General features: G+C 63.4%; 15 protein-coding genes. 10 read left to right on the top strand and 5 right to left on the bottom strand.

Annotation, left to right across the window (positions count from 1 at the left end):
- The first annotated feature begins 8 nt into the window (after positions 1–8).
- The 4 genes from ACX3OZ_RS16085 to ACX3OZ_RS16070 all read left to right on the top strand — a co-directional run bounded on the left by ACX3OZ_RS16085 (position 9) and on the right by ACX3OZ_RS16070 (position 5,376).
- Positions 9–1,985 carry a bifunctional 2',3'-cyclic-nucleotide 2'-phosphodiesterase/3'-nucleotidase gene (locus ACX3OZ_RS16085; RefSeq protein ID WP_459104888.1) on the top strand — a complete coding sequence of 659 codons (1,977 nt, stop codon included), beginning with the start codon at positions 9–11 and terminating at the stop codon, positions 1,983–1,985.
- A 73-nt stretch (positions 1,986–2,058) separates the two neighbouring features.
- Positions 2,059–3,021 carry a ribonuclease T2 family protein gene (locus tag ACX3OZ_RS16080; protein WP_459096039.1) on the top strand — a complete coding sequence of 321 codons (963 nt, stop codon included), beginning with the start codon at positions 2,059–2,061 and terminating at the stop codon, positions 3,019–3,021.
- Positions 3,022–3,106: 85 nt separating this feature from the next.
- The gene (locus ACX3OZ_RS16075; RefSeq protein WP_459104887.1) at positions 3,107–3,850 is read left to right on the top strand and encodes an ABC transporter ATP-binding protein; all 744 of its coding nucleotides are present in this window, start codon (positions 3,107–3,109) and stop codon (positions 3,848–3,850) included.
- Positions 3,850–5,376 (top strand): permease, encoded by a 1,527-nt coding sequence (locus tag ACX3OZ_RS16070; RefSeq protein ID WP_459104910.1) that lies wholly within the window; start codon positions 3,850–3,852, stop codon positions 5,374–5,376. Before ACX3OZ_RS16075 ends, ACX3OZ_RS16070 begins: the two co-directional genes overlap by 1 nt.
- A 3-nt stretch (positions 5,377–5,379) precedes the next feature.
- Here ACX3OZ_RS16070 and ACX3OZ_RS16065 read toward each other — a convergent pair whose 3' ends face one another.
- Positions 5,380–6,219, bottom strand: coding sequence for an aldo/keto reductase (locus tag ACX3OZ_RS16065; RefSeq protein ID WP_459096037.1), 840 nt, complete (start codon positions 6,217–6,219; stop codon positions 5,380–5,382).
- A 151-nt stretch (positions 6,220–6,370) separates the two neighbouring features.
- Between ACX3OZ_RS16065 and clpS the strand changes: the two genes are divergently transcribed.
- Complete coding sequence (gene clpS / locus ACX3OZ_RS16060; RefSeq protein WP_459104886.1) at positions 6,371–6,676, top strand: ATP-dependent Clp protease adapter ClpS; 306 nt, start codon at positions 6,371–6,373, stop codon at positions 6,674–6,676.
- A 171-nt stretch (positions 6,677–6,847) separates the two neighbouring features.
- Here clpS and ACX3OZ_RS16055 read toward each other — a convergent pair whose 3' ends face one another.
- The gene (locus ACX3OZ_RS16055) at positions 6,848–7,120 is read right to left on the bottom strand and encodes a DUF2277 domain-containing protein (protein ID WP_459096035.1); all 273 of its coding nucleotides are present in this window, start codon (positions 7,118–7,120) and stop codon (positions 6,848–6,850) included.
- A gap of 298 nt (positions 7,121–7,418) precedes the next feature.
- On the opposite strand from ACX3OZ_RS16055, the gene carB reads away from it, so the two are divergent.
- The 4 genes from carB to ACX3OZ_RS16035 all read left to right on the top strand — a co-directional run bounded on the left by carB (position 7,419) and on the right by ACX3OZ_RS16035 (position 13,448).
- Complete coding sequence (gene carB, locus ACX3OZ_RS16050) at positions 7,419–10,733, top strand: carbamoyl-phosphate synthase large subunit (protein WP_459096034.1); 3,315 nt, start codon at positions 7,419–7,421, stop codon at positions 10,731–10,733.
- Positions 10,734–10,826: 93 nt separating this feature from the next.
- Positions 10,827–11,597: an AAA family ATPase gene (locus ACX3OZ_RS16045; protein WP_459104885.1), complete on the top strand. Its 771-nt coding sequence runs from the start codon at positions 10,827–10,829 to the stop codon at positions 11,595–11,597.
- Positions 11,598–11,849: 252 nt separating this feature from the next.
- On the top strand, positions 11,850–12,473 hold the full coding sequence (gene catB, locus ACX3OZ_RS16040) for a type B chloramphenicol O-acetyltransferase (protein WP_459096032.1): 624 nt from the start codon (positions 11,850–11,852) through the stop codon (positions 12,471–12,473).
- Between the two features lie 192 nt (positions 12,474–12,665).
- Entirely contained in the window at positions 12,666–13,448 is a 783-nt protein-coding gene (locus ACX3OZ_RS16035; protein ID WP_459104884.1) for a phytanoyl-CoA dioxygenase family protein, read from the top strand.
- Positions 13,449–13,483: 35 nt separating this feature from the next.
- On the opposite strand, the gene ltaE is transcribed toward ACX3OZ_RS16035, so the two are convergent.
- The 3 genes from ltaE to ACX3OZ_RS16020 all read right to left on the bottom strand — a co-directional run bounded on the left by ltaE (position 13,484) and on the right by ACX3OZ_RS16020 (position 15,948).
- Positions 13,484–14,512: a low-specificity L-threonine aldolase gene (gene ltaE, locus ACX3OZ_RS16030; protein WP_459096030.1), complete on the bottom strand. Its 1,029-nt coding sequence runs from the start codon at positions 14,510–14,512 to the stop codon at positions 13,484–13,486.
- Positions 14,513–14,553: 41 nt separating this feature from the next.
- The gene (locus ACX3OZ_RS16025; RefSeq protein ID WP_459104883.1) at positions 14,554–15,537 is read right to left on the bottom strand and encodes a methyltransferase; all 984 of its coding nucleotides are present in this window, start codon (positions 15,535–15,537) and stop codon (positions 14,554–14,556) included.
- A 213-nt stretch (positions 15,538–15,750) separates the two neighbouring features.
- Positions 15,751–15,948 (bottom strand): hypothetical protein, encoded by a 198-nt coding sequence (locus tag ACX3OZ_RS16020; protein ID WP_459096028.1) that lies wholly within the window; start codon positions 15,946–15,948, stop codon positions 15,751–15,753.
- Between the two features lie 118 nt (positions 15,949–16,066).
- On the opposite strand from ACX3OZ_RS16020, the gene ACX3OZ_RS16015 reads away from it, so the two are divergent.
- Positions 16,067–16,276, top strand: coding sequence for a cold-shock protein (locus ACX3OZ_RS16015; protein ID WP_459096027.1), 210 nt, complete (start codon positions 16,067–16,069; stop codon positions 16,274–16,276).
- Positions 16,277–16,423: the final 147 nt, after the last annotated feature.

The raw sequence follows: 16,423 nt of genomic DNA, 5'->3' as shown, positions 1-16,423 counted from the left end.
GACACTCAATGAATTTCCTGCCCAAAATATCTCGACGGACTTTCCTCGCCGGCTCGGCGAGCGTGGGAGCGATGGCCGCCATGCACCCGTTTGCGGCGCTGGCCCAGGCCAATCAGGCGCATCTGCGCATCATGGAAACCACCGATTTGCACGTCGCGGTTTTCCCCTATGACTATTATGCCGACGCCCCCAACGACACGATCGGTCTGGCGCGCACCGCCTCGATCATTGAATCGATCCGTGCCGAAGCCGGCAATTCCATGCTGGTCGATAATGGCGACATCATCCAGGGCAACCCGATGGGCGACTATATCGCCTATGAAAAGGGCCTCGATGGCAATGTCCATCCGATCATCGCCGCGATGAATACGCTGGGCTATGAAGCCGCCACGCTGGGCAATCACGAATTCAACTACGGCCTGGAATATCTCGACAAGGCGCTGTCGGGCGCGACCTTCCCGTTCGTGTCGGCCAATCTGGTCAAGGGCGATCTCGCCGCCGATCCGCTGAGCGACACCACCTATATCAAGCCCTACCTGATCATTGAGAAGGAACTCACCGACGGTTCGGGCGCGACCAAGACCATCAAGATCGGGCTGATCGGCTTCCTGCCGCCGCAGATCATGACCTGGGATTCGACCCATTTGGTGGGCAAGGTCAACACCCGCGATATCGTCGAGACGGCCAAGGCCTATGTGCCCAAAATGCTGGAGGAAGGCGCCGAGCTCATCGTCGCGCTGTCGCATTCCGGCATTACCGCCGACCAGACCACCGGCGCGGAAAACGCCTCACTGCAACTGGCCGCTGTAGACGGCATTGACGTGGTGTTCACCGGGCACCAGCATCTGGTGTTCCCCGGCCCCGATTATGAAGGCGTCGAAGGCGCCGACATCACCGCCGGTACGCTGAGCGGCAAGCCTGCCGTGATGGCCGGTTTCTGGGGCAGCCATATGGGCCTGATCGACCTGCTGCTGGAGCAGGACGCCGACGGCAAATGGACCATCGTCTCGCACACCTCCGAAGCCCGCCCGATTTCCGAGCGCGTCGACGGCAAGGTCGGCGCCCTGGTGGAAAACGACGCCGAAGTCACCGCTGCGGCGCAGGCCGAGCATGACGAAACGCTGGACTATATCCGCCGCGCCGTGGGCGAAACCTCGGCGGCGCTGCACTCCTATTTCGCTCTCGTCGCCGATGACCCATCGGTGCAGATCGTCAGCCAGGCGCAGACCTGGTACATCGCCCAGATGATGAAGGGCACCGAATGGGAAAGCCTGCCGATCCTGTCGGCGGCAGCCCCATTCAAGGCTGGCGGTCGCGGCGGCCCGGATTACTATACCGACGTGCCGGTGGGTCCGGTGGCCATCAAGAATGTGGCTGACCTCTATCTCTACCCCAACACCATCCAGGCCGTGGTTGCCAATGGCGCCGAGGTCAAGAACTGGCTGGAGCGTTCGGCCGGGATTTTTAACCAGGTAGAAAAGGGCGCCAGCGACGCGCCGCTGATCAACCTCGATTTCCCGTCGTATAATTTCGACGTCATCGACGGGGTGACCTACAAGATCGACCTGACCCAGCCGTCGAAATATGCCAGCGATGGCAAATCGGTGACCAACCCCGACGCCAACCGTATCGTTGATCTGATGTATGACGGCAAGCCGATCGATCCGGCGGCCAAATTCGTCATCGCCACCAATAATTACCGCGCCGGTGGCGGCGGATCGTTTCCGGGCACCGGGGCCGATCACATCATCTTCAAGGGTCCCGATACCAACCGCGACCTGATCGTGCGCTTCATCGTCGAAAACGGCACCATCAACCCGAGCGCCGACAGCAATTGGTCGCTGGCGCCGATCGGGGACACCACCGTGCTGTTCGCCACCGGGCCCAAGGCGGCCGAGCATGTGGCCGATGTGACGGCGGTCAAAATCGAGGCGACCGGGGAGAGTGATGCGGATGGCTTCGGCCTGTACCGCATCGCGCTCTGAGCCAAAACAGTGGCAATGTGGCGGGGGAGTCGGTACGGCTCCCCCGCTGCTTTTTTGATAAAGGATGGCGCCGATGCGCTGGATACTGGCCGCCGCCCTGATGCTGCTGTCGGCGCTGCCGGCCAGTGCCGAAGTGCCCCTGAGCGGTAATTTTACCGCCAGCGCGGCCTGCCCGGCTTTTCAATCGATCAACCGCCAGACCAATCCGGGCAATGTGCAGACCAAGCCCGGGACCAGCTACACGCTGCTCGCCGGCAACCGGGCCAAGCCGAGCCATTTGTGGATCGTTGTGCCGGGAGCGAGCCCGGAGCGGCGCTGGGTGGCGGTTGAATGTGGGCAGCGCAGCGGTCAGCCAACGGTGGCGAGCAAGCCGGCTTATCGCGGCACGCAATATGTGCTGGCGGTGAACTGGCAGCCGGCGTTCTGCGAAACCAGCCCACGCCAGCCGGAATGCCGGGCGCAACGGGCAAACAGTTTTGAAGCGACCAATTTCACCCTGCATGGGTTGTGGCCGCAGCCACGCGACCGGGCTTACTGCGACGTGCCGGCCTCGGAGCGCTGGGCCAGCGAGGATGGCGACTGGCGCGACCTGCCGCGTTTGCCGCTCAGCCTACAGCTGCAGCGCGAGCTGGATAAAGTGATGCCCGGCACCTTGTCCGGGCTGGACCGGCATGAATGGACCAAGCACGGCTCCTGCTATGGCACGCCGGCGGAGGAATATTACGCCGACTCGCTGGCGCTGATGACGGCGCTCAATCGCTCCGCAGTGGCGGAGCTGTTTGCCGACAATATCGGCCGCAAGATCACGCTGCGGCAGGTGCGAGAGGCGTTTGACGCGGCGTTCGGGCCGGGCGCGGGCGAGCGGGTGCAGATGGATTGCGCGACCGATGGTAATCGCACCATCATCACCGAGCTGACCATCGCGCTGACGGGGGAGATCAGCGGGCCGGAGGATATGGCGGGGTTGATGGCAGCGGCGAGCCCGCTGGGCGGCGGGTGCAATTCCGGCATGGTCGATGCGGTGGGGCTGCGCTGACTGTGCCGAAATCTTAACGCTGCCAGTTCACCCGAGGGAAACACCCCCGGCCTAGGCTGGGCCGGTTCTTCCGCCGGAGCGTGCCATGACTGTCCCTGCCCTCGCCATTACCCAGTTGAGCAAGAGTTTTGACCGGCCGGTGGTCACGGCGCTCGATCTGACCATCCGGGCCGGCGAGTTCTATGCGCTGCTCGGGCCCAATGGCGCGGGCAAGACGACGATTTTGCGTATAGTGGCGGGGCTGTTGCAGCCCGACGCGGGGGAGATTTCAATCTTCGGCATCGATGCGCGGCGCGACCCTATCGCGGCCAAGCGCGTGGTGGCCTGGGTGTCGGACGAGCCGATGGTCTATGACCGGCTGACGCCGCTGGAATATCTCGAATTCGTCGCCGGGCTCTGGCAGATCGATGCGCGCACCGCCGAGGCCAAGGCCAGTGAGCTGATCGACTGGCTGGGCCTGCGGCCCCATGCCAACGAGCTGTGCGGCGGCTTTTCCAAGGGCATGCTGCAAAAAGTGGCGCTGGCCGGGGCGCTGGTGCATGACCCGCGCCTGATCATTCTCGATGAACCGCTGACCGGGCTTGATGCCGGCTCGGCGCGGCAGGTCAAGGACGTGCTGCTGGGCAAGGTGCGCGACGGCGTCACCGTGATCATGACCACCCATATTCTCGAAGTCGCCGAACGCATGGCTGAGCGCATCGGCGTCATCAGCCAGGGCCGGCTCATTGCCGAGGGGACGCTGGCCGAATTGCGCACCCGCATCGGCCGCGAGTCGAGCCTTGAAGATATCTTCCTCGATCTGGTGGCGCAGGGCGCCGCAGCGGCATGATGTTCGCCCCGGCCTCGCTGCCCTGGTTTGCCCGCCACGAGCTGAACCTGGCCTGGCGCGAATTCGTCGCCATGATGACCGGCGGCCGCAAGGCGCGCGGCATCGGGCTGTCGATCTTTCTCGGCCTGGTGGTGGTGCTGCTAAATCTGATGGCTTTTGGGCTCGTCGCCCCCTGGGTGCGGGACGGCATCGTGCCGGACAAGGCCACGCTGGTGCTGCTCAGCGGCAGCGGCATGCTGTTCTGGACGGTGATGTTGTCGCAGGCCCTAGAATCGGTGACGCGGGTCTACTACACCCGCTCCGACCTCGATCTGATCCTGTCCTCCCCGGCCTCGTCGCGGCGGCTATTTGCGGTGCGCACCAGCGCGGTCGCGCTATCGACCATCGCCCTGACGGGGCTGCTGGTCAGTCCGCTGATCAATATGCTGGCAATTCTCGATGGCCCGAAATGGCTCGCCGCTTACGGCGTGGTGGCAGCGCTCGGAGCAATGTCGACGGCTATCGCCGTGGCGATCACCATCGCCCTGTTTCGCTCTGTCGGGCCCAAGCAGACGCGGCTGATTGCGCAGATCGTCGCCGGCATTGTCGGCGCCGGTTTCGTCATCGGCATTCAGGCCGCGGCGATCCTCTATTACGGCAATATGTCCCGCTTCGCGCTGTTCCAGTCGGCCGATATCGTCGCCGCCGCGCCCGCTCTCGACAGCCTGTTATGGCTACCGGCGCGGGCGGCGATGGGGGAGCCGGTGGCGTTGACGATCATGCTGGCCATTGGTCTCGGTGCGCTGGCCGTCACCATTGCCGGCACGGCGTCAAGCTATGGTCATCACGCCATTTCGGCCGCCGGGTTCAATCATGTCCGCAGCCAGCGCCGGCCCTCGGCCCGCCGGTTCCGCGCCGCGTCGCAGCGGCAGGTGTTGCGGCTCAAGGAATGGCGGCTGCTGCAACGCGACCCGTGGCTGCTGTCGCAGACGCTGATGCAGATCCTCTATCTGGTGCCGCCGGCGCTGCTGCTGTGGATGAATTTCGGCGACAATGCCGGGGCCTTTGTCGTGGTGGTGCCAGTGCTGGTGATGGCCGCGGGGCAATTGGCCGGCGGCCTCGCCTGGCTCGCCATTTCCGGCGAGGACGCCCATGATCTGGTGGTGACGGCGCCGGTCTCGCCGCGCAATGTGCTGATTGCCAAGATCGAGGCCGTGCTGACGGTGATTGCCGTGGTGCTGGCCCCGCTCTTGCTGCTGATGGCGCTGTCGTCGTGGCAAATGGCGCTGATTACGGCGCTCTGTGTCGCTCTCTCGGCGGGGTCGGCGACGGCGATCCAGCTGTGGTTCCGTGTTGTCGCCAAGCGCTCGATGTTCCGCCGCCGGCAGGTCGCGTCGCGCGCCGCCACCCTGTGCGAGGCCTTCGCCTCGATCATGTGGGCCGGCACCGGGGCATTGCTGGCCGGCGGCTCCTGGCTGGCGCTGGCGCCGGCCATTGTCGCGCTGCTGGTGGTCGGCCTGGCCCGGCTGATCAGCCCGCGCCGCTAACCGCTACCAGAGGCTGTTATTGGTCGCCGGGTCGCTGCCGGTCTTGCCATTGGGACGGTCGAGGTCAGCGATGCGGGCCATATCGTCGGCGTCGAGGGCAAAGTCGAACACATCCAGATTGGCCTTGATGCGGTCGGCATGCACCGATTTTGGAATGACGATCAGCCCCTGCTGCAAATGCCAGCGGATGACAGCCTGAGCCGGCGCCTTGCCGTGCTTTGCAGCGATCTCGACAATCACCTTATTGTCGAGCAAGCCGCTGCCGCTGCCGAGCGGGCTGTAGCTTTCGATGGCGATATTGTAGCGGGCATGCAGGTCGCGCACGTCGCGCTGCTGGAACTGGGGATGCAGTTCGATCTGGTTGACTGCCGGCGTCACGCCGCTGTCGGCGATGATGCGCTCCAGATGCTCCGGCAGGAAATTTGACACACCAATGGAGCGGACATGCCCGTCGCTCTGCAATTGCACAAAGGCCTTCCAGGTCTCGCAATAGCGATCATGCGCCGGCACCGGCCAGTGGATGAGGAACATGTCGAGATAGTCGAGTTCCATCCGCTCCAGCGTTTCCATCATGGATTTGATGGTCGAGTCATAACCCTGATGGCTGGTGCGGAGTTTCGAGGTGATGAACAGCTCCTCGCGCCCCAGCCCGCTCTCGGCGATGGCTTTGCCGACGCCCGCCTCATTGCCATAGCCTTGCGCCGTATCGATCGAGCGATAGCCGGCTTCGATGGCGGTGCGCACGGCCACGGTCACCTCGTCATTGGCCACCTGCCAGACGCCAAAGCCCAGCTGGGGGATGATCTTGCCATCATTGAGGGTGACGCCCGGAATATTGACCATCTCGATCTCCTGATTGGTGAGCCGTGCGGGGCAGGCCGACGATGTGCACGGTAACATGACTTGACCACAGCGGGTCGGTCTTGCTTTGCTAACGTCTGGCGGCGCGGCCTTGTTCCGCCGCCGGCCAATCCCATTCGCCCCGGAGGCGAGCATGGCTGATACCAACACCAAATATCGTACCGACACTGTGCTGAAGCCGGCCCGGCCGCCGCTGCACAAGGTCATCCTGTTCAATGACGACTTCACCCCGCGCGACTTCGTGGTGCGGTTGCTGAAGGCGGAGTTCCGCGTGCCCGAGGCGCAGGCCAGCATGATCATGCTCACCGCCCACACCAAGGGCGCCTGCGTGGTGGCGGTGTTCACCCGCGAAATCGCCGAGGAAAAAGCCACGCGGGCCACCGACTTCGCCCACCAGCATGGCTATCCCCTGCTGTTCAGCACCGAGCCTGAAGAGTAGAATCAGGCGGTGCTGAAGCCAGGTCTAACGGTCCTTGCCCTCCCTTCCCCTTGAGGGGAGGGATCGAGGGTGGGGGTCGTTCAGCAGCCCACAATGCCACCCCCTCCCCGGCCCTCCCCTCAAGGGGGAGGGAGGGCAAGAGCCGATATTTCATGCCATCAATGAAACGCCTTAAGCCGTGCCAAACCGCAGCTTCGATTTCTCGCGCGCCTTGGCGGCGACCTCTTCGCGGTCGCGCGGCGGGGCATTGGTGTCGAGCGTGGTCAGCAGGCGGCGCAGGACGGTTTCGATGTCCTCCACCGCCGCGTAAAACGCCGGCTCATTGGCCTTGGAAGGCGCGTTGTAGCCGGAAATCTTGCGCACGAACTGCAGCGCCGCGTCATGCATCTCGTTGCGCGTGGCGGGCGGTTCAAAATTGAACAATGGCTTGATGTTACGGCACATGGCTCTGCTCCTTGGGGCTGGCCGGCAGAATACACTCGCCGGGGCTCCACCGCCAGATTTCAGGCCCGTGCCGAATCTGCTGAACAATGGACCACCACAACCGACGCAAACGCATGGCAGAAGCGTTTGGCTGGGGGTTTCCTTTCGCAATTATCTCCGTTAGACAGCCCACCTAACCACCATGTCTGAACCTACCACCGCCGCGCAGCGCTCAGTTGCCGTGCGGTTTGCTGCGAGACAGGTGCTGTCCGGGCGATTCTTCCTGTCGCCCTCTGTCTAAAACAGTTGAGCGAGCCCCATGCCAAAACGTACCGACATTAAATCGATCCTCATCATCGGTGCGGGTCCGATCATCATCGGGCAGGCATGCGAGTTCGATTACTCGGGCACCCAGGCCTGCAAGGCGCTCAAGGAAGAGGGCTACCGCATCATCCTGGTCAACTCCAATCCGGCGACGATCATGACCGATCCGGATCTGGCTGACGCCACCTATATGGAGCCGATCACCCCCGAAGTGGTCGCCAAGATCATCGAGAAAGAGCGCCCCGACGCGCTGCTGCCAACCATGGGCGGCCAGACCGCGCTGAACTGCGCGCTCAGCCTGCGCAAGATGGGCATTCTCGAGAAGTACAATGTCGAGATGATTGGCGCGACGGCGGAAGCCATCGACAAGGCCGAAGACCGCGAGCTGTTCCGCGACGCCATGAAGAAGATCGGGCTGGAAACGCCCCGCTCCATGCTGGCGCACAACACCATCGAAGCGCTGCAGGCGCTCGAAGTGATCGGCCTGCCCTGCATCATTCGCCCCAGCTTTACCCTGGGCGGCACCGGCGGCGGCATTGCCTATAACCGAGAGGAATATCTCGCCATCGTCGAGAGCGGCGTCGACGCCTCTCCCACCGGCGAAGTGCTGGTCGAGGAAAGCGTGCTCGGCTGGAAAGAGTATGAGATGGAGGTTGTCCGCGACAAGAACGACAACTGCATCATCATCTGCTCGATCGAAAACATCGACCCGATGGGCGTCCATACCGGCGACTCCATTACTGTCGCGCCGGCGCTGACGCTGACCGACAAGGAATACCAGATCATGCGCGACGCCAGCTTGGCTGTGCTGCGCGAAATCGGCGTCGAAACCGGCGGCTCCAACGTGCAGTTCGCGGTCAATCCGGCTGACGGCCGCATGATCGTCATCGAGATGAACCCGCGCGTGTCGCGCTCCTCGGCGCTTGCCTCCAAGGCCACCGGCTTCCCTATCGCCAAGGTCGCCGCGCGGCTGGCGGTCGGCTATACGCTGGACGAATTGGACAACGACATCACCGGCGGCATGACCCCGGCGAGCTTCGAGCCGTCCATCGACTATGTCGTCACCAAGATTCCGCGTTTCGCCTTCGAGAAGTTCCCCGGCGCCGACAACCGCCTGGGCACGGCGATGAAGTCGGTCGGCGAAGCCATGGCCATTGGCCGGACCTTCCAGGAATCGCTGCAGAAGGCGCTGCGCTCGCTCGAAACCGGGCTGACCGGCCTCAACGAGATCGGCATTCCCGGCCTCGGCGAAGGCGAAGACAAGAATGCCATCAAGGCCGCGCTCGGCACGCCGACGCCCGACCGCCTGCTGCATGTGGCTGAAGCCATGCGCCTGGGCATGAGCCTCGAAGACATTCACGACGCCTGCAAGATCGACCCGTGGTTCCTTGAGCAGATGAAGGGGATCGTCGACACCGAAGCCAAGGTCAAGCAGTTCGGCCTGCCGCAGGACGCGACCAATCTGCGCTCGCTCAAGGCCATGGGCTTCTCCGATGCCCGCCTGGCCCAGCTCGCCAATGTGAAGGCCGTCGATGTGCGCAAGCTGCGCCATTCGCTGGCCGTACGCCCTGCCTATAAGCGCATCGACACCTCGGCTGCCGAGTTCGCCTCACCCACCGCCTATATGTATTCGACCTATGAAGTGCCGTTCAACGGCAAGGTGGACGACGAATCCCGGCCGACTGACCGCAAGAAGGTGGTCATTCTCGGCGGTGGTCCGAACCGTATCGGCCAGGGCATCGAGTTCGACTATTGCTGCTGCCATGCCGCTTTCGCGCTCAGCGAAGCCGGCTATGAAACCATCATGGTCAACTGCAACCCCGAAACCGTGTCGACCGACTACGACACCTCGGATCGCCTGTATTTCGAGCCGTTGACCGAAGAGGACGTGCTGGAAATCCTGCTGACCGAACAGCAGAACGGCACGCTGCATGGCGTGATCGTGCAGTTTGGCGGCCAGACGCCGCTGAACCTGGCCGAAGCCGTGCGCAAGGCTGGCATTCCGATCCTGGGCACGCAGCCCGAGAATATCGATCTGGCCGAAGACCGCGATTTGTTCAGCAAGCTGCTCAACAAGCTGGAACTGACCCAGCCCAAGAACGGCATCGCCTATAGCCTGGAGCAGGCGCGTCTGGTTGCCGAGCGGTTGGGCTATCCGCTGGTGATCCGCCCGTCCTATGTGCTGGGTGGCCGCGCCATGGCGATCGTGCACTCGGCCAATGAATTCGAGCGCTATGTGCAGGATACGCTGACCGGGCTGGTGCCGCCCGATATCCTGCAGCGCTATCCCAACGACAAGACCGGCCAGATCAACTCGGTGCTGTCCGATAACCCGCTGCTGTTTGATGCCTATCTCTCGGGCGCCACGGAAATCGACGTCGACGCGCTTTGCGACGGCGACACGGTGTTCGTCGCCGGCATCATGGAGCATATCGAGGAAGCCGGCATTCACTCCGGCGACTCGGCCTGTTCGCTGCCGCCGCAGAATCTGAGCCCGGAAATCATCGCCGAACTGAAGCGGCAGACGGCCGAACTGGCCTTCGCGCTGAAGGTCGGCGGGCTGATGAACGTGCAATATGCGCTCAAGGACGGCATCATCTACCTGCTCGAAGTCAATCCGCGCGCCAGCCGCACGGTGCCCTTCGTCGCCAAGGTAATCGGCGAACCCATCGCCAAGATCGCCAGCCGCATCATGGCGGGCGAAAGCCTTGCCAGCTTCAATCTGGTGGAAAAGAGCTTCAAGCACATCGCCGTCAAGGAAGCCGTGTTCCCGTTCAACCGCTTCGCCGGCGTTGATACGGTGCTGGGGCCGGAAATGAAGTCGACTGGCGAAGTCATCGGGCTCGACACCGATTTCGCCATGGCCTTTGCCAAGTCGCAGATGGGCGCCGGCTACAAGGTGCCGCAGTCCGGCACGGCCTTCATCTCGGTCCGCGATGAGGACAAGCAGTATATCGTCGATATGGCGCGCCATCTGGTCGAGGGCGGTTTCACCATCCTGGCCACCGGCGGCACCCAGCGCTATCTGGTCGAGAACGGCATTGCCGCCGTCAAGATCAACAAGGTGCTCGAAGGCCGGCCGCATATCGTCGACTCCATGAAGAATGGCGGCGTGCAGCTGGTGATCAACACCACCGACGGCATGAAATCGATCAGCGACAGCCGCGACATCCGCCGCACTGCCCTGCTCGCCAAGATCCCCTATTACACCACCATCGACGGCGCCCTCGCCGCGGTGGAAGGGATCGTGGCGCTGCAGAATGGCAGCCTGCAGGTTCGCCCGCTGCAGAGCTATTTCGAAAAAGCCTAACCGCATTCTGCTACCGGCGCGCCACCGCGCCGGTAGCCTTGACCCAACACCGGTCCGTCAGCCAAATATGGCTCTCCACCGCCGGTGAATTGGATGCGCAAAGCCAAACCCACAAATCTGCCCGCCCCGTTCCTCCGCAGCCTCTGGTTGCGCGACGACGCCATCGGTGCCGAACCGCAATATCCGTTCAACCTGCCCTTCCTGCAGGACCCGGCGTTTGAGCTGGCCTTCAACACGCCCGTCACCATCATCGTGGGCGAAAACGGCTCCGGAAAATCCACCCTGATCGAAGCCATCGCCGCGCTTAGCGGCTATGACGAAGCCGGTGGCGGCAAGGGCTATATGCCGCTCGACCATTCGCGCGCCATCGACAAAAGTGGCGCGGCCTTGTCCGACGCCCTGCGCTCTGCATGGTTGCCCAAGCTCACCAATGGCTGGTTCTTCAAGGCGGAATCCTTCTTCTCGGTCGCCCGCTATCTCGACACCGCCGCGCTCGACGCCGGCGAAGCGCCGCCCGACTTTCTCTCCTGGAGTCATGGCGAAGGCTTCGTGCGGTTCTTCGAGGAACGCATGGCACGCCAGGGCATCTATTTCATGGACGAACCCGAGAGCGCCCTCTCGCCCAAGCGCCAGCTTGAGCTGCTGCGCATCCTCAACAGGGTGCAGCAAACCGCGCGTTCACAGGTCATCATGGCGACCCACTCGCCCATCCTGATGGCCGTGCCTGGCGCGCGGCTGCTCGAAATCACCCGGGGCGGCATCAGCGAAACCCACTACCGCCAGACCCAGCACTTCAAGCTCTACCAGGACTTCACCGCCGATCCCGAAGACTTCATCGCCACCGCGCTGCGCGATGAGGACTGATCTGGCCGCGGGTTGACACCACGCTCTGCGCTCTTATGTTCTGCCCCATGATGATCGAAGCAACCAAGCACCCAGTGCACCTGATCGCCTGACGGCGTTCAGCGGAGCACCTCCGACAAGCGGCAACCCGCTTGATCATGACCGCCTCCGGCGGCCATGCGGATTTTGGTATCGCTACGCCTGCCCCACCCTTTGCTGTTTGCTCTCGCACATGAGGGCCAAGCTGTCGGCAGGTCGATCTCAGAGACAATCATGACCAATTATTTCGAGAGCCCGTTCAAGGGCATTCCGCTTGACCAGCAGGTCACCCACCCCAGTATCGCCGTCGGCGCCTATAGCTATTATTCGGGTTATTATCATGGCCACAGCTTCGATGACTGCGCCCGCTTTCTGCTGCCCGATGCGGGTGCCGACAGACTGATCATCGGCAGCTTCTGTTCCATCGGCAGCGGCGCCGCCTTCATCATGGCCGGCAACCAGGGCCACCGGAACGACTGGATCAGCACCTTTCCCTTCGCTTTCGTGCCCGAAGCGCCGGAATTCGCCAACGCGCGCAATGGCTTCCTGCCGGCTGGCGACACGGTGATCGGCAATGATGTGTGGATCGGCAGCGAGGCCATCATCATGCCGGGCGTAACCGTGGGCCATGGCGCGGTGATCGGCACGCGGGCGCTGGTGACCAAGGATGTGGCGCCTTACACCATTGTCGGCGGCAACCCGGCCAAGCCGATCCGCCAGCGCTTCACCGACGAGCATGTCGCCATGCTGCTGGAACTGGCGTGGTGGGACTGGCCCAAGGAGCGTCTGGCAGCCGCCATGCCGCTGCTCTGCGATGCCGATATTCCGGCGCTATACCGTTTCTGGCAACAGGGCTGACGGTTCGGCTGGCGCGGCGGTTGACAGCCGCGCCAGCCGGCGCATATTTTGGCGCACCATGATGATGATCCAGTCTCACAAGTTCGCAGTGTTCCTCGGCGCCTGATGGCGCCCGTACAGGGCATTTGCTGAGCGGCACTGCCGCTCGACCCGGCCGCGACGCGCGGCCTCGCGAACTCATGGATTTTTAAAATGCCTGGCACTTTGCCCGCTTTTGACCAAGCGCAGATCAATGCTTTCATCACCGACGGCTTCGTCCGGATCGACAATGCCTTCCCCCGCGAACTAGCCGACCAGGGGTGCGCCATTCTCTGGGCCGCCACCGGCTGCAATCCGGATGATCCGTCTACCTGGACCCTGCCGGTGATCCGGCTCGGCAATTTCACGCAGAAGCCGTTCCGAGACGCCGCCAATACGCCCAGACTGCACGCGGCCTATGACCAGTTGGTCGGCCCCGGCCGCTGGGTGCCACAAGGTGGGCTCGGCAGTTTCCCGGTGCGGTTTCCGTCGCCGGTCAACGCGGGAGACGCCGGCTGGCACATCGATGTCAGTTTCGGCCACGAGAACCCGGACTTCATGTCGTGGCGCGCCAATGTCACCTCGAAGGGACGGGCTCTACTGATGCTGTTCCTGTTCTCCGATGTCGGCGAAGACGACGCGCCGACGCGCATCAGGGTCGGCTCGCATTTGCCGATTGCCCGGCAGCTGGCCCCGGCCGGCGAGGCGGGTCTCACTCTGGGGGAGCTGGCAGCAGACGGTTTTGCCGGCACCACCCACTGCCCGGAACTGCTGGCCACCGGCGACGCCGGGACAGTCTATCTCTGCCATCCATTCCTGGTGCATGCGGCACAGGCGCATCACGGCACACGGGTCAAATTCATGGCCCAGCCGCCGATGCTGCCAGCGGCACCGTTGAGCATTGACGGCCCCGCGCCAGTGGAGCGGGCGATCCGCCTGGCGCTCGACCAAGCCTGAACACGGTGGGCGGGGTCATGCTCCGCCCGCTCAATTCACGCGGCTTCGGCTGCGAAGAACGCTGCCACTTCGGTCAATGCGCCATCGACCGCCTCATCATCGATGTCGAGATGGGTGACCCAGCGCTGCTGGCCATAGCGGCCGGTGATGCCGACGCCCCTGCCCTGCAGAAAATTCGTGAAGCGGTCGCCGATGGCGGCGTCGACGGAAACGAAGATGATATTGGTATCGGGCTGAGTGACGGTAAGCGCCGGGAAGGCAGCGAGGCCCGCGGCCAGTGTTTTCGCCCGGCGGTGATCGTCGGCCAGCCGCTCGATATTGTGGTCCAGCGCATAGAGTCCGGCAGCTGCCAGAATGCCCGATTGGCGCAAGCCGCCGCCCAGCATCTTGCGATGGCGGCGGGCGGTGTCGATCAGATCCTGCCGGCCGATCAGCACCGAGCCAACCGGCGCGCCCAAGCCTTTGGACAGGCAAATGGACACGCTGTCGAACGGGGTGGTGAAGCTTCTGATGTCGCTGCGCAGCGCCGCCACGGCGTTGAAGGCTCGGGCGCCATCGAGATGGAGGCCCAGCCCATGCCGCTGCGCGATCTCGGCCACCTGCGCCATATAGGCGATGGGCAGCACCTTGCCGCCAAGGGTGTTTTCCAGCGCAATGACCCGCGTGGTGGCGAAGTGGCTGTCGCCGGCTTTGATCGCGCCTTCGATCTCACCCAGATCCATGGTGCCATCGGGCAGATGGGCGATGGGCTGCGGCTGAATCGAGCCCAAAACGGCCGCCCCGCCAGCCTCGTATTTGTAGCAATGGGCATTCTGCCCGGCGATGAATTCATCCCCGCGACCGCAATGGCTCATCAGCGCCAACAGGTTCGACATCGTGCCCGAACTGACGAACAGCGCCGCTTCCTTGCCCAGCAGCGCCGCCATGCGCTGCTCCAGCCGGTTGACGGTGGGATCGTCGCCAAACACGTCATCGCCCACCTCGGCTGCGGCCATCGCCGCGCGCATGGCGGCCGAGGGCCGGGTGATGGTATCGGAGCGGAAATCATAGCGGATAGTGTTCATGGAATCGAACCTAGCAAGCGCCGCGCGCCGACACCATCGGGTCAGGCGGCGACGCCGTCGTCATCCACCGACAACACTTCATTGGCAGCGACCAGCGCCAGTGGCGGCTTGCGCGCAATTACCAGCATGCCCCGAATTGGCGCGCCGCGATCCTGTCGCAAGGTCGCCAGCTCAAAGCGCAGCACTTCAAGCCCGGCATCGACCAGCGCCTGTTGTGCAGCATTGGCGCCATGGGCGTAACGCAGCGACGGACGGAGGAACACCGCCTCCTCGCCGTCATGCGCCTCCAGCGAAAACGCCAGCAAGCCCCCCGGCTGCATCGCCGGCACCACGGCGGCCAGCACCGGCGGCAGCGCGCCGCAATAAATGAACACATCGGCGGCGGTGACCAGATCATTGGCGGCGAGATGATCGGCAAGGAAGCTGACCAACTCGGCCTTTTCCAGCCGATCGTAAATGCCCTTGCGCGCGGTTTCGGCGATCATGGCGGCGCTGAGATCAATGCCTTCGAGCAGGCTCACCTTGTGGCGCAACCGCGCGCCCATCAGCCCGGTGCCGCAGCCCAGATCGAGAGCGTGGGCGAAGCTGGCAATGCCCAGCCGCACCATTTCCTCGATCAACAGATCATCGAGCCGTTCGGGCACCTGATAGCCCAGCCGGTCCATCAGCGCAGTTTCGAACTGGGGGGCATATTGGTCGAACAAGGCCTCGACATAGCTGACGGCCGTACCGTCACCAGCGCGACCGGCGCCATGCGCCGCCAGTTTGAGCACGGCCCCGAAGGTCCCCTCATCGTCCAGCGCTTCGAGGTGACGCCAGGCCGAAATGGCGCCCGAAACGTCGCCGGCCTTTTCGGCATAAAGACCCAGCAGGTGCCAGCCTGCGGCCCAGTCCGGCACGATCTCCAGGGCCTGCCCCATCAGATCGGCGGCCGCGGCAGGATCGCCCCCATCGGCCAGCATTTTTGCGTAGGCGGCACGGCGATCGGCGATGACGTCACCGGAAGACTGAAAAGCCTTGCTCAAGATGAAGTGATCTCTGGGAGCACGAGCCCAATCGCCCGGCGCGCGGCGGTTTGACGTAATTTTGCGTCGAAATCAAGCGGAATGCACACCGCGACAAGCGGAAGTGCGACGATAGTGCCGGTTTGCAACGGCGTGATTTTCGCTATGGTAGAGCAGTCCGGTTCGCTGCCTCGGCATCGTATCGCGACAGGACGCCCCCGGTTCGAGATCACTTCATTGACCTCGTCTGCCGGTCGTGCGCCAGCGCCAGGCCGCTACGGTCTGACGCAAACACTTGACGGTGCTCTGTTTCACCCTGGCAGGAAGTTGCTTCCCGCCGGGCGATTTGTTGTGTGTAAACAGATATTGAACACCGCTTTTTTTCAGGCTACGCTCGCCCAATCGAATATTGCGGCCGACCGATCTGATCATGCGAATTCCATTTCGCGCCTGCTGACGTCACTTTCCGATATTTCGATATCACTCAAGTCTTGGGCCAATAGTGGCCCGGACCGGCTACCAGCAGCGACTGCACGAGGGAACGCGCATCATGGCAACTGGCACTGTAAAGTGGTTCAACGGCCAAAAAGGCTACGGCTTTATTCAGCCCGACGAAGGCGGAGCGGACGTGTTCGTCCACATCTCCGCCGTTCAGCGCTCGGGCCTGAATGGTCTCGATGAAGGTCAGAAGATCAACTACGAGATCGTCAAGGACAAGCGGACCGGCAAGTCAGCCGCCGACAATTTGACCGCCGCCTGAACCACGCGGCAAGGCAAGACTACAGAGCTGGCTCGGGGAATCTGAACACGGGGATGAGTGGATTTTCTGCCTGACGGCGGCCAATATGGCCGCGAACAGGAGAGATCATGACGAGACGACCCCGCCGCAACCACACCCCGGCGTTCA

Source organism: Devosia sp. A369, assembly GCF_054489345.1.
This window is presented reverse-complemented; position numbering and strand designations above follow the sequence as displayed.